The 21,446-nt window shown below is 48.6% G+C and carries 17 protein-coding genes; 8 read left to right on the top strand and 9 right to left on the bottom strand.

Going from position 1 to position 21,446, the window contains the following annotated elements:
- The first annotated feature begins 382 nt into the window (after nucleotides 1–382).
- Nucleotides 383–862: an FKBP-type peptidyl-prolyl cis-trans isomerase gene (locus tag WG89_RS10115; RefSeq protein ID WP_062265123.1), complete on the top strand. Its 480-nt coding sequence runs from the start codon at nucleotides 383–385 to the stop codon at nucleotides 860–862.
- Nucleotides 863–914: 52 nt separating this feature from the next.
- Here WG89_RS10115 and WG89_RS10110 read toward each other — a convergent pair whose 3' ends face one another.
- Nucleotides 915–1,823, bottom strand: coding sequence for a DMT family transporter (locus WG89_RS10110; RefSeq protein ID WP_062265120.1), 909 nt, complete (start codon nucleotides 1,821–1,823; stop codon nucleotides 915–917).
- 311 nt (nucleotides 1,824–2,134) lie between these two features.
- On the opposite strand from WG89_RS10110, the gene WG89_RS10105 reads away from it, so the two are divergent.
- The 6 genes from WG89_RS10105 to WG89_RS10080 all read left to right on the top strand — a co-directional run bounded on the left by WG89_RS10105 (nucleotide 2,135) and on the right by WG89_RS10080 (nucleotide 9,728).
- Nucleotides 2,135–2,593 (top strand): Lrp/AsnC family transcriptional regulator, encoded by a 459-nt coding sequence (locus tag WG89_RS10105; protein ID WP_062265117.1) that lies wholly within the window; start codon nucleotides 2,135–2,137, stop codon nucleotides 2,591–2,593.
- Between the two features lie 262 nt (nucleotides 2,594–2,855).
- Entirely contained in the window at nucleotides 2,856–4,145 is a 1,290-nt protein-coding gene (locus tag WG89_RS10100) for an efflux RND transporter periplasmic adaptor subunit (protein WP_062265114.1), read from the top strand.
- Nucleotides 4,142–7,297, top strand: coding sequence for an efflux RND transporter permease subunit (locus tag WG89_RS10095; RefSeq protein WP_062265096.1), 3,156 nt, complete (start codon nucleotides 4,142–4,144; stop codon nucleotides 7,295–7,297). Before WG89_RS10100 ends, WG89_RS10095 begins: the two co-directional genes overlap by 4 nt.
- A gap of 3 nt (nucleotides 7,298–7,300) precedes the next feature.
- The gene (locus tag WG89_RS10090; protein ID WP_062265093.1) at nucleotides 7,301–7,912 is read left to right on the top strand and encodes a TetR family transcriptional regulator; all 612 of its coding nucleotides are present in this window, start codon (nucleotides 7,301–7,303) and stop codon (nucleotides 7,910–7,912) included.
- 165 nt (nucleotides 7,913–8,077) lie between these two features.
- A complete protein-coding gene (locus tag WG89_RS10085) occupies nucleotides 8,078–8,983 on the top strand; it encodes a hypothetical protein (RefSeq protein ID WP_062265090.1) in 906 nt (301 codons plus the stop codon).
- Between the two features lie 130 nt (nucleotides 8,984–9,113).
- A complete protein-coding gene (locus WG89_RS10080) occupies nucleotides 9,114–9,728 on the top strand; it encodes a hypothetical protein (RefSeq protein ID WP_062265087.1) in 615 nt (204 codons plus the stop codon).
- Between the two features lie 56 nt (nucleotides 9,729–9,784).
- On the opposite strand, the gene trhO is transcribed toward WG89_RS10080, so the two are convergent.
- From trhO to WG89_RS31130, 7 genes are all read right to left on the bottom strand, one after another.
- Complete coding sequence (gene trhO, locus WG89_RS10075; RefSeq protein ID WP_062265084.1) at nucleotides 9,785–10,771, bottom strand: oxygen-dependent tRNA uridine(34) hydroxylase TrhO; 987 nt, start codon at nucleotides 10,769–10,771, stop codon at nucleotides 9,785–9,787.
- Between the two features lie 175 nt (nucleotides 10,772–10,946).
- Nucleotides 10,947–12,830, bottom strand: coding sequence for an SH2 domain-containing protein (locus tag WG89_RS10070; protein WP_216638465.1), 1,884 nt, complete (start codon nucleotides 12,828–12,830; stop codon nucleotides 10,947–10,949).
- A 149-nt stretch (nucleotides 12,831–12,979) separates the two neighbouring features.
- Nucleotides 12,980–13,381, bottom strand: a complete 402-nt coding sequence (locus WG89_RS10065) for an SMI1/KNR4 family protein (protein ID WP_062265078.1) — start codon at nucleotides 13,379–13,381, stop codon at nucleotides 12,980–12,982.
- An 85-nt stretch (nucleotides 13,382–13,466) separates the two neighbouring features.
- The gene (locus tag WG89_RS10060) at nucleotides 13,467–14,780 is read right to left on the bottom strand and encodes a DEAD/DEAH box helicase (protein ID WP_062265075.1); all 1,314 of its coding nucleotides are present in this window, start codon (nucleotides 14,778–14,780) and stop codon (nucleotides 13,467–13,469) included.
- Nucleotides 14,781–15,068: 288 nt separating this feature from the next.
- Nucleotides 15,069–15,590 carry a hypothetical protein gene (locus tag WG89_RS10055; RefSeq protein WP_062265072.1) on the bottom strand — a complete coding sequence of 174 codons (522 nt, stop codon included), beginning with the start codon at nucleotides 15,588–15,590 and terminating at the stop codon, nucleotides 15,069–15,071.
- A gap of 158 nt (nucleotides 15,591–15,748) precedes the next feature.
- Nucleotides 15,749–17,086 (bottom strand): DEAD/DEAH box helicase, encoded by a 1,338-nt coding sequence (locus WG89_RS10050; RefSeq protein WP_062265069.1) that lies wholly within the window; start codon nucleotides 17,084–17,086, stop codon nucleotides 15,749–15,751.
- Between the two features lie 75 nt (nucleotides 17,087–17,161).
- On the bottom strand, nucleotides 17,162–17,857 hold the full coding sequence (locus tag WG89_RS31130) for a hypothetical protein (protein ID WP_172806769.1): 696 nt from the start codon (nucleotides 17,855–17,857) through the stop codon (nucleotides 17,162–17,164).
- Nucleotides 17,858–18,243: 386 nt separating this feature from the next.
- Between WG89_RS31130 and WG89_RS10040 the strand changes: the two genes are divergently transcribed.
- Complete coding sequence (locus tag WG89_RS10040) at nucleotides 18,244–19,014, top strand: sulfite exporter TauE/SafE family protein (protein WP_245662894.1); 771 nt, start codon at nucleotides 18,244–18,246, stop codon at nucleotides 19,012–19,014.
- Between the two features lie 62 nt (nucleotides 19,015–19,076).
- Here the strand turns inward: WG89_RS10040 and metG are convergent, their stop codons facing one another.
- Nucleotides 19,077–21,125, bottom strand: a complete 2,049-nt coding sequence (gene metG / locus WG89_RS10035; RefSeq protein WP_062265063.1) for a methionine--tRNA ligase — start codon at nucleotides 21,123–21,125, stop codon at nucleotides 19,077–19,079.
- Between the last annotated feature and the right edge of the window lie 321 nt (nucleotides 21,126–21,446).

Raw genomic sequence — 21,446 nt, 5'->3', positions numbered from 1 at the left:
CCTTTTGATCCTGTGCCTCGATAAGAATTGATCAGTGGAGACAGGTCGAGCTGGTCAACAACATCCACCACAAAGCGAGCCATATGACCTTCTGGAAGATAATCCTGGATGCTGGCAGGGAAAAGGTCGGGAGTGTTTCGGTCGACCGGTTTGAACTTCCACTTATTCATAGTGCTTTGAGTGTTACTGGTACTGGAATCAGGATTTTACCTGTTTTGCTGGTTAAGTCCGACAGGCTCCTAGATTGGCAGTCTAAGGGAGGAGCCAAGCTGACATGTAGCAGGGGATGTACTTAACTAAAGCCCCGTAAGGAAAAAGAACTGTCGGTTTTCCAACCGGACAGGTATTCTGTTAACTCATTCATTGCAGAGATTTTCAATCCATGAAAATTACTGACAAAAAAGTCGCACTGATCCACTACACCCTGAAGAATGCCGGGGGCGAGGTGTTGGACAGTTCTGAAGGTCACGATCCACTGGCATACCTGCATGGTGCAGGCAATATCATTGCCGGTCTGGAAAGTGCTCTGGAAGGCAAAGCGGCTGGTGACAAGCTGGAAGTCTCTGTTGAAGCTGCTGAAGCCTATGGAGAGTATGATGAAAGCTTGGTGCAGCCTATTCCACGTGCCCAGTTTGGTGAGCATGATGTGGAAGTGGGCATGCAGTTTCACGCTGACACCGCAGTAGGTCCACGCATTGTTACTATTACTGCCATTGATGGGGATGAGGTCGTGATTGATGCGAATCATCAGCTGGCGGGCGAAGACCTGAACTTCGCAGTGGAAGTGGTTGAGGTGCGCGATGCTACTGAAGAAGAGCTGGATCATGGTCATGTACACGGACCCGGTGGTCACGAGCACTGAGCAGACATAAAAAACCGGGATTGCCCGGTTTTTTTATGTCTTCTGAACAGTATTAGCTGCGTTTGAAAGAGAGTTTGTTTCTGAATGTCCCTTCAGGCAGTTTGGTGAACAGTACGCCCAGCATCAGAAACAGGGTCAGGAACAGGGATTCATGGCTGAGCATACGGCCATTCAACAGACTGTCCAGACAGAGAGCAATCACTGGAAAGACCAGAAAACAAATGGATGCCTGAAACGGGCTGGCTAATTTGTTCAGCTGAAAGTAAGCCATAATTCCGCCAATACCTGCCACTGAACCTAAATAGATCACTGCGCCCAGTGAAAGTGCACTGAAACTGCCCAGATCCGGCGATTCCATGAAATAGCCGGTAATCATCAGGAATACAGAAGCTACCAGACAAGGCATTGCATTGTAGGTCAGCACATGGATACCCTGGCAGCGAGTCTGAACATTGGTGTAAATCAGAGCGTGCATCAGAACCGCTACGATCAGAGCGGCCACGCCAATCAAGCTGCCGTTACTGTTTACGGACATTTCGTTGCCAATAATCGTAATCAGGCTTCCTAAAGCTATCACCAGACCTAGCAGCTGATGGATAGCCACTTTTTGTCTTTGCAGCAGGACTGAGAAAATCAGGACTGCCACGGGCATGTTGGCAAAGATAATGGAGGCCAGTCCCGACGAGATAAATTGCTCACCAAAAATCATCAGTGTGAAGGGAATCGCGAAATAGAACAGGCTGATCAGAATAAATTCCAGCCCCTTGCCCTTGGGAAACCAGATGGTTACACCCTTCATTCTGGCCAGCAGGATAATCAGCGGAGCCGCTACAGCAAAGCGAATACCGGTTGCTGTAATCGGTGGAATAGTAGCAACAGCCAGTTCCATAGCCAGCCAGGTCGTACCCCATATGAAGCAAACCACGATGAATAAAAGGCTGACCTGGGTCTTTGTGTTCATTCCTACATCCTCATAAAACCTTTAACTGCCAGGGAGTCTGTCGGACTTAAGACAATTTCGGCCTGAATTCCAGAAAGAGCGGCCAGATTTTCCGATGAGTTTGCTTAAATAGGTCAACTATTCGCACAAATTCATCGAAAAATCTGACTCGCTCTACTGAAATTCATGCTCGAAAGCTTAAGTCCGACAGGCTCCTAGAAAAGCCATTTTCTGATGACTGCCTATGATGAAAAAGTATACGGGGTATGGCTGGAAAAATGTTTTCAAATTTGTCATGATTTAAGGGTTTTCATGAAAAAATATTCCACAATATGTTAGATAAAAAGGATAAATTGATTCTCGACTGCCTGCAGCGAGATGCATCCATTCCAGTGGCTGATATCGCTGATAAGGTCGGGCTGACGGTTTCGCCCTGCTGGAAGCGCCTGAAGAAGCTGGAAGAGGAAGGTTATATCACTCAGCGTGTGGCTCTGCTGGATGGCGATAAGCTGGGCTTGCACCTCACGGCCTTTGTAAACATCAAAACCCAGAATCACAGCAATGACTGGTTTGAGGCTTTTGTATCAGAAGTTCGTGACTTTGCTGAAGTGGTTGAGTTCTATCGAATGGCTGGTGAATACGATTACATGATGAAAGTGCTGGTCAAGGATATGGCCGCGTTTGATGTGTTTTATAAGAGGCTGGTGAACAGTGTAACGGGCTTGAGTGATGTGACCTCTTCCTTTGCTATGGAGAAGCTGAAAAATACCACTTATCTGCCTTTGGATTAGTAGTTGCTCATCCATGTTCCACCACTTTAAAAGTTTCTGCGTAACCACGAACTCCAGGAATTTGCCAAGAAGTAGCTCAAAATAATCCTATCACAGTCATGTTTCATGATTCTGTCGCTTAGTCCTGCCATGATTCTGGCACTTCCCTTGCATAGGGAAGTTATCAATAAAAATTCAAATAATTTCTTACAAACATACAGAAATGTATGTAAAATCTGGCACCATAAGAATTAAGAGTTAGCCTTCTGGAATCAAGCAAGTCATGAACAAGAAATATCTGCTGACAGGGATAGGCGCGCTGGTAATAGCTTTTGGCGTTTACCGCTTCGCACAGCTTACCACTCCAGATGTTGGAGTGATGGAGCCTCCTCCTGCCCGAGTCGAAGTTCAGGTGATGAAACCTGCCTCCGTATCCAGCTGGGCCTTTGCTGAAGGTACGGCGGAAGCCCTTCGTAAATCCTTTCTCAATTTTGAGCAGTCAGGCAAAGTCGTCTATATCGGAGAAATGGCTGATAACAGCCAGGTTCGTGAAGGCGTGAGAGTGTTTGGACCCTCTGAGGATGTCCGTAAAGGTCAGTTGCTGGCTCAGATAGATAACCGTGAAAGTGTTGCTGATGTTCGTTCTCTGGAAGCTCGCCTGCAATCAGCAAGAGAGCGTAAGAAAGAAGCCGAAGCGGGTAGAACAAGAGCTGAGAATGATCTCTCCCAGGCTCGCTCCGATTATGACCGTACCTCAAAGATCTATCAGAAAGGTGTGGTTTCCAGAGAAGAGTTTGAGCGTGCCAACACAGATCTGAAGAACGCTGAAGCCGGTCTGGCTTCCGCAGAAAGCTCCCTGCAGGCAGCCATTGCCGAGAGTAAAAGTATTGCGGCTGACCTGAACCGATCCACAGTGAGTCTGGAAAAAACCAGTCTGTTTGCTCCGTTTGACGGGGTGATCACCTCAATGAACATTCTTGAGGACAACTACTACTATCCTCCAGCAGGTGCGACCTCCAGTAAGGAAAGGGAAGTTTCTAGTGCCATTGTTGTTGTAGACGACAGTCTTTATGAAGTCAGACTGGAAGTGCCAGAGCTGTCATTTACGGGTATTGAAGAAGGCCAGACTGTCTACCTGGCGCATGATGATCAGGCGCTGTATCAGGCAGAAAAGAATGGCTTTACCCGTGGCGAGTTTGTCAAAGGTACGGTCTGGTCAGTAAGCCCTTCCATCAGTCTTCAGTCTCGTTCTTTGCAGGTTAAGGTAAGAACGGAAGGCGACGCCAGTGCTATTCGTGATGGTATGTTTGTACAGGCCTGGATTGCCACTGCAGAAAAACAGAATGTTCTGACCCTGCCCTGGCAGACACTTTCCTTCCGTAATGGTGTGCCTTTTGTTTATGTGGTGACGCCTGAAAATACCGTGGAAATGCGTTGGGTAGACCTGGGTCTTCAGGGGCTGGATAGTGCCGAAGTACTGGAAGGGGTTTACGAAGGCGAGAAAGTCGTAATTCGCGGCCAGCACCTGCTGACTCCTGGCAGTAAAGTGGAAGTGCTGGGAGCCAAGCAATGAACTGGTTGAAGAATAAGCTGTTTCTGGAGACCTTGCTTGGCCGATTGTTACTCGGACTGTTTATGCTGGTCGGGGTCATGTCATATAACACGATGGTGAGGGAAAACTATCCGGACCTGGAAATTCCCCAGGCGCTGGTGACCACTTCCTGGCCTGGAGCTTCGCCCGAACAGGTGGAAAAAGAAGTTACCAAACCGCTTGAAGATGAGATTCGAAACCTAAAGGGTCTTAAGACCTACAGCAGTGGTTCCTATAATTCCTATTCAGTCATTGCCGTAGAGTTTGATGCCGACATGCCCATGTCGGACGCCATGCAGCGTCTGAGGGCAAAAATTGATACGGCTGAAAGCCAGTTCCCAAGTACCGATATTGAAAAACCTGAAATTGAGGAAATGAGTGTTTCCGAATCTCCGGTAATCAGCTGGGTACTTCATGGGGATGTGGATGACCTGATCCTGACGGATATGGCCAAACAGGTGGAAGCCAGACTTGAATCAATTCCTTCCGTTAAAAAGGTAAACCTGGGCGGCTTGCGAGAGAAAAGTCTGCATATCCGTCTGAAGCCTAACAAACTGAGAGCTTTGGGTATTTCTCCTCTGACCGTCAGGGATTGTCTGCAGGCTGCTAACCAGGACATGGCCTGGGGGCAGTTTGAAGGTGAGGAGAGTACCTTTAATCTTTATCTTGAAGGTCGTTTCGACAGTCCTGAAAAAGTAAGGCAGTTACCCATCGTAAGGCTGGATGATAACCGTCCGGTTCGACTGGGTGAAATTGCAGAAGTCAGTCTGCGTCTTGATAAAGAAAAGAGTCGTACTTTCTTCAGTCTTAAAGGCAGTGAGTACACCCGTGGTGTCACGCTGGATGTAGTTAAGCGTCCAGGGGCAGATACCATTGCTGTTATTGCAGAAACTGAGCGCTTGGTAGCCGAGCTGATTGCTTCCAATACCTGGCCCCGTGCACTGGAATTGATCAGTGTGACTGATGATCGTGAACTGATTGAGCAGTCTTTTGATGATATATACAGTTCAATGCTTCAGGCTACATTGCTGGTCTTTATCATTTTGATGATACTGCTGTCATGGCGTGAAGCCCTGATTGCCGGTCTTGCTCTGCCTGTAACGATGCTGGCTACTCTGGCCATCATGGCGGGTATGGGATACAGCTTCAACTCCATGATTATGATAGGCATGGTGCTGGCACTGGGTATGCTGGTGGATGTCTTCATTCTGGTCATGGAAGGCATGCACGAAGGTCTTTTTGTTCGAAAAGAGTCGTTTAACAAAGCCGCAATCAATACGGTTAAAACTTTTGCGTTGCCAGCGTTTGCTGGACAGCTGACGACTATTTTGGCCATGGTGCCGATGATGATGGTGGGTGGTATTGACGGTAAATTCATCCGCATCCTGCCTATTACCATTACTGTGGCTCTGTTGGTGAGCTTGCTGATCGCATTCATCATCTGTATTCCACTGTCCCGTTATATGCTTGAAAAAGCGGCTGATGGTGGCAAAGAGTTGCTGATGGACAAGATCAGCCAGCGCTATCGTGGACAGCTGACTGACTGGTTGTTGAACTCTCCACTGAAGAGCAAGAAGCACGCAGCAGGTTATGTAGTGGGTGCTTTCGGTATGTTCATGTTGAGTATGGTCATTGCAGGCAAGCTGCCAGTGATGATGTACCAGGAGTCCGATGACCGGAAGATCGGTGTCTCCATTGAGCTGCCACCTCAGGCTACTCTGGATCAGGCTCAGGCTGTTGCTAAGAAAGTAGGCACCTACCTGCGTGAGCAGCCCTGGATCGAGAAAAATATTGCTTATATCGGCGCCAAGACACCCGTTGCAACCGGAACACTTAAAGAGGCTTTGTTGCCTAATGAAGCATGGAACCAGTTAGGCTTTACGGTCATTCTGGTGTCCAAAAATGATCGGGACCGACTTTCTTTTGAGTACCTTGATGAAATGCGCTCAGGCATTGATCAGGCAATCTCTGATGAGGCGGGCCTTCGGGTTCACCTGACTCATGTAGGGGGTAGACCCAGTGGTGAAGATCCTATTCAGATTGAGCTCACTGGCCCTGATTATGATGAGTTGATGGCTATTTCTGCCGAGGTTCGCCAGGCACTCAGCGAGCAGCCCGGTGCTGTCGGTGTCAGGGATAATCTGGGGGCTTCCCTGAGGGAGATTCGTTTCCATCTGAAGGCAGAAAAACTCAATTTCTATGGCATCAGCGAGTCTACCGTGGCTCAACAGATTCGGATCGCCATGGAAGAAGACGAGTTTGGCAGCTTCAAGATGGAAGGCATTCAGGATGATCCGGATATTCGAATCAGTATGCAGTGGCCGAGCCGTGGTAATGAGATGGGTGGGCCTCAGCATATCTCTGAAATCAGGCTGCTTCGCGTTATAGCAGACGATGGACGCTCGATTGCATTGTCGGATATAGCTGACTTTGAAATCATTGAAACGCCCAGAGTGTTTGTGCACAGCGCCAGCTTGAGAGCGGTAACGGTTCAGTCCCGAGCGGAAGGTCGTACTGCTGCAGATATTGTCGCTGGCATTCTGCCGGAGCTGGAAAAAATGCAGTCCGGATGGCCCGAGGGATACACCTTTACCATCGGTGGTGAAAATGCGCAGTCTTCTGAAAGCTTTGGCAGTATGGGGATCGCTTTCATCATTGCGGTGGTGATGATCTTTATCCTGCTGACGCTGATGTTTAACTCCATGATGCAGCCTGTGATCATTCTGTTCATTGTGCCGCTGGCTATCATGGGCACCTTCATTGGCTATTTGTACTTTAATGTACCTGTTACATTCTCGGCTCTGGTGGGCTGTATTTCACTGGCGGGTATTGCGGTGAACAACGGCATTGTTCTGGTTGAAACCATGAACAACCATCTTGCCAGTGGCATGAGTGTCAAGGTAGCCGCAGCCAGAGGTGCAGCGGACCGATTGAGACCGGTTATCAGTACCAGTCTGACAACGATTCTTGGCTTGATTCCTCTGGCGCTGAGTGATCCACAATGGTATTCGCTCTGTCTGGCCATTATCTTTGGTCTGATGGCCTCCACCGTAGTAGCCATGTTTATTGTGCCAGCACTCTATCTGCTGCTGACCAAATCCGTTAACCCGGCAAGTGAGATAAAGGTGAGCTGAGTTATGGCTCGAAGAACCAAAGAAGAAGCTGAAGAAACTCGACAGCTTCTGATGAAAACAGCACTAAGACTGTTCAGTGATCAAGGCATCCAGACAACCACTCTGGCTGCCGTGGCCAAGGAAGCAGGTGTTACCCGGGGAGCGATTTACTGGCATTTCAAGGATAAGGCTGAAATGCTGGAGGCGCTCTGGGATAAAATCATGCAACCCATGGAGCTGGTTTATGAAAAGCTCCGTGGTGATGTCAGTGGTGACCCGCTTCTGGTTCTGGAGCAGATTGCTGAAAGCTTTTTCCTGCTGGCAGCCTCTAATGAGGATTTTCAGCAAGTCCTGAAAATAACCATGCAGTCCCAGAGTGATCCTTTGTTGGCAGAGCGTTGCCAGCAACTCTGCAGGGAAGAGATGGAGTCGCTCAGTAATTTAATGACGCAGGCTAGGGATAAGGGCTTCCTGAGAACAGACCTTTCCATTAAGGCTGCATCATTAACGTACTATGGTTTCATTGAAGGTGTGGCGGGTAACTGGTTAAACAGTGGATGTGATCCGTTATTGATGGAAGAGGCCAGACCTATTGCCCGGGTATTGATTCAAGGGCTTCGAAAGCCAGCGGATTGACCGGTATTTGAGAGCTCAGGCTAGTTGGGCTCTTTTTATCATGTCCCCACTTTTGACCATGCCCTGGAGTCGTTAACACTTTGACAATGATATGAGGAGATCTATTTTTAGGGCACCAGTGAATATGCAAACTTTCAAATAATAAGTGAATTGCAGGGTGCTGAGTTGATCAATAAATTCTTAAAAGTAAGTCTTCTCTTATATTTTGGCCTTTTTATTCATGGCGCTTTTTCTGCGGAAGCCAAGGTTGTAGATCAACTTGTGTTTAAAGTGGTGAACGGCCAACTGGTGCTTTCAAGGGCAAACTCTGGTGCCAGTGCTTCAGCTCCAGGAGACATTCCTCAGTCACTGGTTCAATTTACAAGCTTGATTGCCGATCACGAAATTTCAATTCATGAAACAGAGAATGCTCATGAGATGATCTGGGAGTTTCCAGAGGAGATGAGTGACTCTGTGTCCGGTATTTCGTTCAGCCTTGTGGATCCTGATGATAGTCCTCTTAGCTTTCAGCAATCAGAATTTACTGACTGGCTAGAGGATGAACCCAATCAGTCTCTTCCTTCTTTCAACCCTTCAATAGTATCAGTGCCTGCTGTTTATACTGCGTTGAATCAGATGCTGGCAGGTACAGAACAGTCTTTTACGCAGCTAGTGACGCCTCTTTCATCAGATATGAACCCTGAACTTGTTGAAGGGGATTACAGAGTCAGTTTACAGGGAGATTCTGGAGGAGTGATTATTACTTTTTCATCGAGTGGGGGTTTAACAAGAAACCTTTACCGGGTCACTCTCACTCCATTAACGTACCTGCAGTTGAAGCAGAAGATTCGGCCAAGGGTTACACCCGTTGATCTCAGGGATAAACCGGATGAAGAGGGTAATAAAAAACTGGATACGCCTGATGGTGAACCGTTCAGTATTTGGCCTAAAGATATCGGTGGGTTGTTCAAAGGGGGAGGTAAATGGTTCGGTTCAGAAAAACTGAAAAAGGAGTCTGAGTTTGATGAGTCCTGGTTTGTTCTGATGATGATTTCATGGCTTTCATCTAAAGGCATATCAATAAGCTTCTGATCGTTTCTTTTAGCGGTTTTTTCTTTGCGCAATATAACCCAGCGAGTATAGTTACGCTCCTTTATGTGAAGCCTTTAAGCTCTCAGGAGCTAAAATACTTTCACCCTTCTTGTCTTCTGATTCCGGTTGTATGCGACATATCACTTCTCCGTTAGCTGGTTGTTTGCTGGCGGCTTCTGTTCTTGCAGGACGCCATTATTTTCCAGAGCAGTTTCAGGCGGTGGTTCAGTTTGAAGCAGCATTGCTGTTTTTGGCAGGGCTTATTGCGGGTATCCGACTACCAGATATTGATCTGGCACTACCTGGTTTGAGTCATCGCTCAGGCATTACCCATTCATGTCTTTTTGCCGTTTTGCCCTTATTCTTTGATCAGCCTTTTCTTGCTGGCGGTTTGGCTTTGGGAATAGCGCTGCACTTATCATCCGATATTCAGCCTAAATCCTGGACTGGAGGCGCTTTGATCAAGTTCCCTTTGCTGGGCAGCATTGGAATGTTTTCGCCGCTCTGGATTTTGTTGAACATTGTGGGCTGTTTCGTAGTGCTCTTCCATACGTTACCTCAGGAGCATGAGGCTGGCCGGTGGGCCATTATGGCCATGATGCTGATGGGAGGTGGCTGGTATTTTTTAAGCGAGGAAAAAAAGCGGCTTTTTCCTTTGATGACACTGGCGTTCAGTATGCTACTGGTGCATCAATATAAGAATGGCCAACTCAGTGTTGAAATTGTGATTCAGTATTTCGCATAAGTATTATGTATCGGGTGAGTCGCACTCCTTCTTTGAAGGAGTGCTTGGAAAATGAATTATTTTCCTGCGGCTAAAGCGCGTTGTTGTTCACGGACTTCCTGCTTGGCTTTCCGGCGGTTTAATACAGTATCACCGACTGCGCCACCCAGATGAGCTTCCCCCCGCTTACTGGCCAGCTGAATCTGGTTTTCACGCTCACGGAAACGCTTCTTCTGATCAGGAGTGTGCTTGTCGAAACAATGTGGACAGCTCACACCCTGTTCGAAATGCTTGCTGAGCATATCCTCTTCGGTGATAGGCAAACGACATGCGTTGCATTGATCGTATTGGCCTTTCTCAAGCTGGTGATTCACGGTCACCCGGTCATCAAAAACAAAGCACTCGCCTTCCCAGGTGGACTCTTCCTGAGGGACTTCTTCCAGGTACTTCAGGATGCCGCCTTTCAGGTGAAAGACTTCATTAAAGCCCTGTTCCTTCAGGTAAGCCGTAGACTTTTCGCAACGGATACCACCCGTGCAGAACATAGCCACTTTTTTGTGTTTCTCGGGATCAAGGTGGTCCTTGACGTATTCCGGAAACTCTCTGAAGGTTTCTGTGTTCGGGTTGACGGCATTTTTGAATGTACCGACCTGAACTTCGTAGTCGTTACGGGTATCAACAACCAGTACTTCCGGGTCATTGATCAGGTCATTCCATCCTTTGGCATCCACATAGGTGCCCACCACATGGTTGGGGTCAATGCCCTCGACTCCCATTGTGACAATTTCTTTCTTGAGCTTAACTTTGGTGCGCTTGAAGGGCATGGAGTCGGTAAAGGATGTCTTGTACTCCAGTTCAGCCAGACGGGGGTCGCTTTTCAGCCAGGTCAGTAACTGGTCGATGGCCTTGCGGGTTCCGGCTACGGTACCGTTAATACCTTCCTTTGCTAAAAGCAGGGTGCCGTGAACCTGATGATCTTCCATCACTTTCAGAAGGTTGGGCTTGATGGATTCAAAGTCATCCAGACGGACGAATTTATAGAGCGCACAAACGACGATTGACATAAAGGGTCCTGTTGCGGGCCGGAGCGTAAATCCGGTGCAGTTTCTCAAACATCTCCTTTTCTCAACAAAGAAGACCGATTTTCTGGTCTTGAATCAGACCAGCGGGTAAGCATAGCAAATAGTTTGTTTTGACGGCCATAGGGAGATTTGTTGGTGGCCATTCTTTGTAGAGTAACTACATGGTGGCGTAGTCCCTCAATTTTATGCTCACTTTTTCTTCTACCCAGAGACTTTTCCCGGTAAAGCCACTAAAACGCGCCAACAACTTGCTAATGGATTGGAAGGAAGCAGGGGCTCCGGCCGAAGATTTCTTGCCACCATATCCAGATTTGAAAAAATACTGACCTGCTCCTGTTTTCTCAATCAATACCTTATATATGGCTTTGGTTGAACTGGCTACCAGGAGATAGTATTGATTATCCGTGGGACTTTTGTAGACCAGATGCGTACCGCGTGTCCTGAGCCCTCCTAAAACGGATTCCAGGCGACGGCGAGCCTCAGTATCTGGGATAGTACTATGATACCACCCCTTCATTTTCTCATAGACTTTTGCTTTCCCTTTAGGAGGGCCTACAACGGCTAGATATTCATCGGCACTGTACTGCTTTTGATCTTTTGCCGGGCGAAGGTCACGCTGAGTGAGCGTTTTAGCTCCATCTTTGGAAATCTGGAGTTCTCTTTGTGTCCTCATTCGAACACCTACATTGCCACTGGCCCTGTAAAGACTGACACCGGCTGAGATGAAGGTTTCGGTGTTGGTAAAAGGCTGCACTGGGGGCCCTGATATGACAACTTCCACCAAATCAGTCTGTGCGGCGGTGCCGACAACATGCTGAACAGCAGGTTTTTGGGCAAGGTCTTGCACATGAGCTGTCTTCGGGGCAGTAACAACTGGACTTTTACGGCTACGATACCAGCTGACTGCTCGTTCTAATCCCTTACCGGTGATATGAACGGCAGAACTGGCGAGTATATTTAATATCTGTAGTTTTATAATGCTGGAAGACCTTTCCAGAAGCAGCCATTTATGAGTCTCAAACCAGTTGTAGGTTGCCAAATGTAAAGCGGTGGGGGCAGCGTGTGTTCCTGCATCTAAAAGGCCCAGGCAGATAGAGTTATCCAGAAGGTGACTGGTTTGAGGCAGTAGGAATTTCTTACTGCCCTGATTGAGTTCCCGACATCCATTTTGTTTCATAGTCAGCTGACCAAAACCTTTTCCGTTGGGAGGTACAGCTCCTTTGGCCATAGAGAGCTTATTGGACGGTGTTCTGCCCTCCTTGATATTGGTTTTTATCCAATTGTTTATATGGCGTACCCAGAATGGGGCCAAGGGTGTCTCATAACGGCCTGTGGGTGTGACTGTGTTGCCTGTCAGCGTCAGGTCAACCCATTCATTGTTCGATGCTGATTGAAAGATAACGGTGGTAAGCAGAATGTTCTCTTCGGAATAAACATCCATCTGTAGTTGTTTTCTAATTCCTCTGCCTTGTTGGGACGCTTCTGGCATGCCCAAGAGAATATAGATCTTATTCTTCAACAGCAGGTCTCGTAAATCTGAGTATTCATCGGCTGTTTCAGACCAGTTTTCATCCTCGTCTTCATCGGTGTTCTGAGTCTCAACAGGCAGAGGGAATATCTTATAGTGAAGTCGATCCGGGCCCTTGGAGAGCAGTATGAGAACATTGCATTTTTTTTGATTCGGGAAGGGTATTTGCCACAGGGCGTCATGGTTCGCTTTGGCTTCTTGATACAGCTCCCAGGTTTCGTTACCCAGGGAAAAAAAGTCCAGGGCAAACATTAAGGGAGTCCCTACCTTGAAGATGTATTTTGCTGATGGTGGGGTATGACTGCTGGTTGCCCCTATGATCGTAAGAAAAGGGAGAGAAATGGTAAACGAGGAAAAATACTTTTTGAATACGGTTTGATTGTAATTTTCCACCTCGGCGGTGGTGGCCCCTTCCCAATAGATTGAGGCACCGGACTTCTCCTCCAGTACACCCAGAGGTAACTGGGTCAAACCTGCAGCAGAAGTGTTAGAAAAACAGACGACAGTAGCCACAAGGCATACTGTTCTTGAAAGAAAAGTTTTCAATGACTACTCCACCTGCCCAGAAGTTAACGGAACTTACAGCGGGTCATTCAGCACAAATGAGAGTAGTCTATTTTGTGAATATGATCTTATATTCCTCTCAGCAGAGAGGAGTTAGTTCAGCTCTGCAGCCATACATCCTTGGCCCAGTGCCAGACAGATGGCCAGGTCAGCTCGGAGATATCCCCTTCGGTCCACAGGCCCACTTCACCTTCAGCCGATACACAGTAGAAGTCACCGTTATGCTCACAAAGGGGCAGAAGGTCTCTGGGGACACCCTGGTCCCAGGCTATGGCTGCTACTTCCGGGAGATAGGTATGGGACTGGGAGTCAGTGATGGTGACGGGCTCCATGGAACCATAAACAATATCACTGACCTGGAGTAGAAACTCCCTGAAATCCGAAGGGATCGGAATCAGCAGCTGTTCTTCAGCTTCGATAATTTCATCTTCGTCAGGAAGCTCCAGTGGCGTGGGTACCTCGACGGCACTTTCCCGGAGTTCATCAATAACATCTTCCATAGCGGTAACCTGTATGTTGCGAGGAGCCTCTAACGGCAGGACCGTCAGAGGCTATCAAGAGGCTTGTTCGAGCCAGACTACCTGATTATCTGCGACCTTTGCCTGATCTGCCAGATTGAGAAGGTTTTTTCTTTGCATTCCCCGTGCGGGCTTTAAATGCAGGCCTTCTTTTATTGTCAGAGGGTTTTTTGCCTGGCTGATTGGCAGAAGAACGAGGTTTGCGAGTTTTTTTGGCAGGCGCCTCGTCACTCAGTGATACGTTTACACCGTCTTCGAAGTAAGGAACCGGCTCGACTTTCAGAGGCTTTTTAATCAGCTTGCGAATCGCTTCCAGCAGCTTTTTCTCTTCCGGGTTCATCAGGGAGATAGCACGGCCGGGGCTGCCCGCACGACCTGTACGACCAATTCTGTGTACGTAGTCCTGTGGCACTTTTGGCAGGTCATAGTTAATAACCAGTGGCAACTGATCCATATCCAGACCTCTGGATGCTACATCGGTTGCTACCAGAACCCGGTAAGCCCCAGCCTGGAATTCAATCAGGGTTTTGCTGCGCAGATGCTGGCTTTTATCGCTGTGCAGAGCCGTTGCGCTGATACCGTCATCGAATAGAAGGCCTGCTATTTTGTCGGCCGCTTTCTTGGTGCGGACAAACACCAGAACCTGTTCCCATTTCCCACCTTCAATGATGTAACTGAGAATCTCGGGTTTGTCCTGCTGGTCTACCGGGTAAACAGACTGTTTTACGGTATTAGCCGCAGAGTTAGGGTTCTCGATCTCAATCTTCACCGGATGACGCTGGAACTCATGGGCCAGAGTCTTGATCTCTTTGGAGAAGGTGGCGGAGAACAACAGATTTTGACGCTTGGCAGGCAGTGCTTCCAGGATTTGATCCAGTTCGGTCTTGAAGCCGAGATCCAGCATTCTGTCCGCTTCATCCAGCACCAGTACTTTCAGGTGCTCAAGCGTTAGATGTTTCTTGCGAATCAGATCCAGAAGGCGACCGGGCGTTGCCGTGAGAACATCAACACCCGCTGTCAGGGCTTCAATTTGAGGCTCTATATCAACACCGCCATAGGCAACAGCTGAACGAAGAGAGAGGTTCTTGCCGTAGCGAACAACACTTTCACCTACCTGAATAGCCAGCTCACGGGTTGGCACCAGAATCAGGGCGCGAACGGGATGATTCTTCAACGCACGCATTTCTGACAGGCGTTGCAGCATTGGCAGGGTAAAACTGGCGGTTTTACCAGTACCGGTCTGGGCGGATGCCATAACATCACGGCCCGTCAGAACCATGGGGATGGCTTTGGCCTGAATGGGGGAGGCTTTTTGGTAACCCTGTTCAGTGACTGCCTGAAGAAGAGGTTCACACAAACCAAGGGATGAAAAGTCAGTCATTTTGATCTGTAGACCTCGAAGACATGAAATGGGCTGGGGATTGTACAGCAGTCAGTGAAGTTCTGCATTGGGGTTTACCGCCTCTTGGAGGCTGACCGAGAATAGCGTCCGAGCATAAAATTCAGTAGAACGAGGCTACAGCCTTGAGCGTTCTAGACAGCTTCGATGGATTTGTGCGAATAGTTGACCTATTTAAGCAAATTCATCGGAAAAATAGACCGTTCTTTCTGGATTTTAGGCCGGACTGTCTATTCTCGGTCAGGCTCCTATACAGACGGGAGAGCCTGGTTAGAACTGTTTGCGCAACCGAATGGGCAGTTTACGGAATTCCATCTCATAATAGCCTTCTGAGCCTACCATCCACCAGGCGGTATCGTAGAGCCACTGGGCCATACCGTAGAGGCCTTCCTCATAGGTATTGATGGCACCGGTCAATGTGATTTCGCCCAGGCTTTTGTTGACGTTCATAACCCTCACCAGACCGTCCAGTTCCGGACCTTTCAGCTTGAAGGTTGAGTCAGAGCTGCAACCACTCAGAGTGAAGTATTCATGCTTGATAAGGTTATGGTGCAGTGCGCCTGATTTATCCATATCCAGCTCAAACAGTTTGATGGTGCCGTAGGTGTTGTTATCAGGGCCAATTTTCAGCTCCATATGGAACTGTTCAACCTTGCCGGAAGAGCGGTCAAAAGTGATTTTCGACATGCCTGAATACTGGCCTGCAGGCAGGTTGCAGTAGTTTTCAGCGCTGGCAAATGAGGCCAGACTGGCAAGCGTTATTAATAAAGTGCAGATCAGTAGGTTTTTCATATCCTTGTCTCGTTGTTTTATGAATTACGGGCTTGTGGACAAGGAATGGAGGGGGGAGTTTCGGGAGGGAAGTGGCTTGTTCAGGTGTTGTTCAGGTTGGGGCGGTTTTCTTACACCAAAGTCTAAGAAAACCGTAGTACTTAAGGCTTTTTAAAAGCTCAACTCTTCTTCCGCTTCAGTGGCTCAAAGCCGGCATCAACGGATTCAGTGGTGGCTTTGTCACCGGAGGGCTTGCGACGTTTGCCAATGTTCTTTTTGGTTCTCTGGCGGGTTTTTGCGGCAGCTGCCTTTTCCTTTGCGGTGGGCTTTTTCTTGCTGCCAGCGGCTTTGCCAGAGTTTTTGAGCTTTTTAGGGCCTTTCCAGCTGCCTCTGAGCTCCTTGATGGAACGCTTCTCAAACTGGATTCTCAGATAACGTTCAATGCCTGACATCAGGTTCCATTCGCTAGGACCTATCAGGGCGATTGCCAGACCTTTCTCGCCAGCGCGTCCGGTTCGGCCAATACGGTGAACGTAGTCATCACCATTCCTGGCCATGTCAAAGTTGATGACCAGATCGATGCCTTTGATATCCAGCCCCCTGGCGGCCACGTCTGTGGCGACCAGAATATTGATCTGACCGGAGTTCAGCATGGCCATCATTTTTTTCCGTTCCTGATGGTCCATTTCACCGTGCAGGACACCTGCTTTCAAATCGCTGTAGCGCAGAAAACCGCAGAGCTGATCAGCGAAGTTGCGGGTGTTGGTGAAGACAATGGCTTTATCAAAGCTTTCGTTTTCCAGCAGCCAGCGTGTCTGTTTTTCTTTATGCTTCTGATCGTCGGACAGCATGATCTGCTGGTGGATATTTTCATGCTTGTCTCTGGCCGTACTCATGGTGACAGACTCTGGCTCATTGAGCACCATGTTAATCAGCTCACCCATACCCTTCTGCTTCAGGGTGGCTGAGAACAGCATGGTTTGGCGCTCTTCACGACATTCAGAGGCGATCTTCAACATGTCAGGGCTGAATCCGAAGTCCAGCATGCGATCGGCTTCATCCAGAATCAGGTATTCCAGATCACTGAAATCCGTATTGCTGTTGTCCATATGTTCAAGCAGGCGTCCGGGTGTAGCGATCAGGATTTCCGGGTTTTTTCTCAGGGTATTGACCTGATGACGGAACTGATCACCCCCTGTAATCAGTCCGGCATTAATGTGAGTAAAACGAGCCAGAGCTTCAGCTTCTTCCAGAACCTGCCTGGCCAGCTCACGAGTCGGGACCAGAATCAGCATACGGGTGCTGGAGCGGGGGGCTGGATTGTTCTGGAAATGGTCCATTGCGGGTAACAGAAATGCGGCCGTTTTTCCGCTGCCGGTTTCAGAGCTGACCAGCAAATCTTTACCTTCCAGAGCTTTCGGGATCACTGCCGCCTGGACAGGGGTGGCCTCGCTGAATTTTCGTTCAGTCAGGGCTTTTTGCAGTCTTTCGTGCAGTTCCAGGTCAGAAAAAAGCAAGTGATACTCCTTGATGTTGATGTCTTCATGAGGGGGCTGGCATTCTATGCCTCTGCAGCACAAAAGGCCATAAGCTCAATCAGCATTTGCAGGAGGGGATTGAGGGAGAAGGTAGTAGTTTACAGTGGCTTTGGCCTCATCACCTAACAGGTCTGCCCATTCGTTGATCCAGGTGTAGCTGGTTATAGCATTTCTCATGTCCTTTAAAAGACAGATAGCTGTAGTGAGGCCGACCAGTGTATAGGTTATTCCTTTTGATGAAGTACTTTGGCCCGAAGTGGGCTTGGAGGATCGACTTAAGTAGAGAATGCGTACCAGTTGCAGGGCAAAAAGATCAATGAATTCGATAAACAGGTAACCGGCCTTCAGACTGTCCTCAACCAGATTACTGGCAAAGATCCCAAGGTAGTGATCTGACTCTGTGTGCTCATTTTCGTTTTCCACCAGATCACTGACTTGCCTTCCAGCTCCACCCAGAAAGATATAGCTGGTTGCAAAGAGTGGTAGTAGCAGCCAGTTGCTTAACCCTAATGCGTAGCCACCATAAGTGATCATACCCGGGATAAGAATGGCCCCCAGGTCTTCTATGACATCGTCCAGACAGTTATCGAAGAAATAGTTCAGTTCTGACAGTGGCAGCAGATAGAATTCTTCTTTCAGCTTTTGTCCGGTCGAAAGCTGCTGACCTAGCGCACTGAGTTGCTCCAGTAATTCAGGGTTGACCTCTTCAATGTGAATCTTTCCACTGAAACAGAGTTGAGGGTAGGTCAAAAATTGCGATGTTCTGGAGACCTGAATGGACTGGCATTTGGCGTCTTTTTCTAAACGGGTTTTATTCCTTCGAGAGAGTCTTGCTTCATGAAAACGGACAAAAAAATGCCCGTTGAAACCTTGCAGTCGCCCTGTACAGTCTTGGACTGTTTTTTGGTCAAAATTTCTTTGCAGGCATCTGACGGTCTCTTTCTCATAGTCCAGTATTAGTGTGATGGGTCTTTGTGGAAGAGGCAGGGCAGTGGTCTTTTGAAAAGTTATAAGCAGTAGTAAAAGAATCAGACATAATATTTGTATATGGGGATTTCCTCTATTGGGAATAAAGCGACAAATGTTGTGTTTTTGCGTTGCTTCAGAAAGCACTCTATCCTCGTAGGCTTTCATAGATGTATCCCGAATTCGCCATGCCAGAATATTCCACACTGCTTATCATAATCACTGCATTTCTGATTACAGGAAGTGTCAAAGGCATTACCGGGTTGGGTTTGCCTACCGTCAGTCTGGCACTCCTGACGGTAACTGTTGGGCTACCTTCCGCAATGGCACTGCTATTAGTACCATCTCTAGTGACCAACCTTCTTCAGGCATTCTCTGGTGGCTATTTCAAAGCAATCATAAAGCGGCTATGGCCTTTTTTCCTTTGTGCAGGTTTGGCGGTATTGCCCGGGTCGTTGGCATTGTCTCGTGTTGATCCTGCTTGGCTTTCTATGGTGCTTGGAGTTCTGCTGATCATTTATTCAGGATTAAGCCTGACGGGAAAGCGTCTGGTTCTTGAGCCGGTCGCCGAAAGTCGTTGGGGCGTTTTTCTCGGCATTATCAATGGACTGCTGACGGGCATGACCGGTTCGTTCGTCGTACCGGGAGTTATGTACCTTCAATCCGTTCAACTCAGTCGGGATGCCCTGGTTCAGGCCATGGGTATTTTGTTTTCCCTTTCAACGCTGGCTTTGGCTCTGGCACTTCAACAAAACAGTCTTCTCAGTACTGAGCAGGGTACTCTGTCCTTAGTGGCTTTGATTCCAGCGCTGGTGGGTATGCTTCTTGGGCAGAAAATAAGAAGACATCTCAGTGAAGAGCGTTTCAGACTGGTGTTGTATATCGCGCTATTGCTGCTGGGCCTTTATATTATTCTGAGCAGCCTGAAGGCATTAATCTGAGGTTGTCAGGAGAGAATGCTTCCCACCTCCGACTGGGTCAGAAGTGGGAAGCAAAAGCGGGATTACATCACACGCATACCCGGCTGGGCGCCTTCGTGCGGTTCCAGAATCCACAGCTCTTTGCCGCCAGGTCCTGCGGCCAGAACCATGCCTTCACTGACACCAAACTTCATTTTGCGAGGTGCCAGGTTAGCGACCATAACGGTGAATTTACCCACCAGAGCTTCCGGTGAGTAAGCAGACTTGATGCCGGCAAATACGTTGCGAGGCTCAGCTTCACCAATATCCAGAGTCAGGCGCAGCAGCTTGCCTGCACCTTCCACATGTTCGGCATTGGCAATTCTGGCGATACGCAGATCAACCTTGGCGAAGTCGTCAAAGTTAATTTGTTCCGCTACCGGCTCTTTTTCCAGCCATTCGTTGCTGGCAGGGGTTTCAGCAGGTTTTTGCTCAGACATTTTGGCAAGCACCTCCTTGCTGGCTTCGATCATAGCATCCACTTTATCTGACTCAACACGGGTCATCAGTGGCTTGAACTTGTTCACTTCGTGATCCAGAAGCAGGGTCTGACTGTCAGCCCAGGCGAGAGGCTCAACGTTCAGGAAAGCTTCGGCTTTGGTGGCCATGGAAGGCAGAACTGGCTTCAGGTAGATCATCAGCAGGCGGAACAGGTTGATGCCTGCAGAGCAGATGTCATGCAGTTCCTGATCCTTGCCTTCTTCTTTGGCAACGACCCACGGCTTCACTTCGTCAATCCAGGCGTTGGCTTTATCCGCCAGAGCCATGATTTCACGCATGGCTTTACCGAATTCACGACCTTCGTAAAGTTCAGCAATGCGGCTACCGGTTTCCTGGAAGTCAGCAGTAAGCTCAGGAATCATGTTGTTGGCAGAGAGCTTTCCACCAAAACGTTTCTTGATAAAGCCAGCGTTACGGCTGGCAATGTTCACGACCTTACCTACCAGGTCTGAGTTGACGCGCTGAACCAGATCTTCTGTGTTCAGATCCAGGTCATCAATGCGGCTGGAAAGTTTGGCTGCATAGTAGTAACGCAGGTACTCAGGGTCCAGATGTTCCAGGTAGGTGCGGGCTGTGATAAAGGTACCACGGGACTTGGACATCTTTTCGCCATTCACCGTCAGATAGCCGTGAACATTGACGGAAGTCGGTGTGCGGTACCCGGTGCCTTCCAGCATGGCTGGCCAGAACAGGCAGTGGAAATTAACAATGTCCTTGCCGATGAAGTGGTGAACTTCACAATCACTGTCTTTCTTCCAGTAATCGTCAAAGTTCAGATCGTCTCTTCTCTGGCAAAGGTTTTCGAAGGAAGCCATATAGCCAATAGGAGCATCCAGCCAGACGTAGAAGAACTTGCCCGGCTCACCTGGAATCTCAAAGCCGAAATAAGGTGCGTCACGGGAGATATCCCAGTCCTGCAGGCCAGCGTCCAGCCATTCGGCCAGTTTGTTGGCAATCTCGTCAGAAATGGAGCCGGAGCGGGTCCATTCTTTCAGGAAACCATCGAAATCGGACAGTTTAAAGAAGAAGTGCTCACTCTCTTTTTCCACTGGAACCGCACCGGAAATGGCTGATTTCGGGTTCTTCAGGTCGGTTGGAGAGTAGGTGGCGCCACACTGTTCACAGTTATCACCGTACTGATCGTCGGCTCCACATTTTGGGCATTCGCCCTTGATGTAGCGGTCGGCCAGAAACATCTGCTTTTCAGGGTCAAAGGCCTGGGTGATGTTGCGGCTGGCGATATGGCCATTTTCCTTGAGTTTCAGGTAAATGGCTTCAGAGAGCTTGCGGTTCTCTTCAGAGTGGGTGGAGTGATAATTGTCGAATTCCACCAGGAAGTCGCCAAAGTCACGGATACGCTCTTTGTTGATCAGGGCGACCGACTCTTCCGGGGTGATGCCTTGTTTCTCAGCGTGCAGACTGATGGCCGTGCCATGAGCATCGTCGGCGCAGACGTAAGTGCATTGGTTGCCGAACAGCTTCTGAAAACGAACCCAGATATCGGTTTGAATGTATTCCACCAGATGTCCCATATGCAGAGGGCCGTTGGCATAGGGCAGGGCGCTGGTGACAAGTATTTTACGTTGGCTCATTCGAGTACTGTGTTGCTGGAAAAGTGAGTAGGGGAAAGGAGGGAGTATACGATAAATCGTTAGCATCAGGCATCAATAGTCTCTTCCAATATGAAATGAGCCTGAAGAAGGGGCTGGTTTCTAACATGAAATGAGCCGACTTCAGCACTGTCGTTCATGATGAGGATATGAAAATCATCATGAACACCCATTTCATCAAAACCCTGGAGGATGTAAGAAGCCTCCTTTCACAAGCAGACTGTCTGGAGCCCGGCTGGGACTCCAAGGACGAATGTTACCGTTGGATTGAGCTAACCCTCAGCCACTTCAAATACCGTTCCC

Source organism: Endozoicomonas arenosclerae (assembly GCF_001562015.1).
GTDB lineage: Bacteria > Pseudomonadota > Gammaproteobacteria > Pseudomonadales > Endozoicomonadaceae > Endozoicomonas_A > Endozoicomonas_A arenosclerae.
The sequence above is the reverse complement of the archived record's forward strand: the minus strand, read 5'-3'. Positions and strand labels throughout refer to the sequence as shown.

Bases quoted from the DNA above. Each gene is read 5' to 3' on its own strand.
- WG89_RS10105 (WP_062265117.1), top strand. From the start codon at position 2,135: ATGTTAGATAAAAAGGATAAATTGATTCTCGACTGCCTGCAGCGAGAT.
- WG89_RS10115 (WP_062265123.1), top strand. From the start codon at position 383: ATGAAAATTACTGACAAAAAAGTCGCACTGATCCACTACACCCTGAAG.
- metG (WP_062265063.1), bottom strand. From the start codon at position 21,125: ATGAGCCAACGTAAAATACTTGTCACCAGCGCCCTGCCCTATGCCAAC.
- WG89_RS10080 (WP_062265087.1), top strand. From the start codon at position 9,114: ATGCGACATATCACTTCTCCGTTAGCTGGTTGTTTGCTGGCGGCTTCT.
- WG89_RS10095 (WP_062265096.1), top strand. From the start codon at position 4,142: ATGAACTGGTTGAAGAATAAGCTGTTTCTGGAGACCTTGCTTGGCCGA.
- WG89_RS10100 (WP_062265114.1), top strand. From the start codon at position 2,856: ATGAACAAGAAATATCTGCTGACAGGGATAGGCGCGCTGGTAATAGCT.
- WG89_RS10090 (WP_062265093.1), top strand. From the start codon at position 7,301: ATGGCTCGAAGAACCAAAGAAGAAGCTGAAGAAACTCGACAGCTTCTG.
- WG89_RS10040 (WP_245662894.1), top strand. From the start codon at position 18,244: ATGTATCCCGAATTCGCCATGCCAGAATATTCCACACTGCTTATCATA.
- WG89_RS10065 (WP_062265078.1), bottom strand. From the start codon at position 13,381: ATGGAAGATGTTATTGATGAACTCCGGGAAAGTGCCGTCGAGGTACCC.
- WG89_RS10110 (WP_062265120.1), bottom strand. From the start codon at position 1,823: ATGAACACAAAGACCCAGGTCAGCCTTTTATTCATCGTGGTTTGCTTC.
- WG89_RS10055 (WP_062265072.1), bottom strand. From the start codon at position 15,590: ATGAAAAACCTACTGATCTGCACTTTATTAATAACGCTTGCCAGTCTG.
- trhO (WP_062265084.1), bottom strand. From the start codon at position 10,771: ATGTCAATCGTCGTTTGTGCGCTCTATAAATTCGTCCGTCTGGATGAC.
- WG89_RS10060 (WP_062265075.1), bottom strand. From the start codon at position 14,780: ATGACTGACTTTTCATCCCTTGGTTTGTGTGAACCTCTTCTTCAGGCA.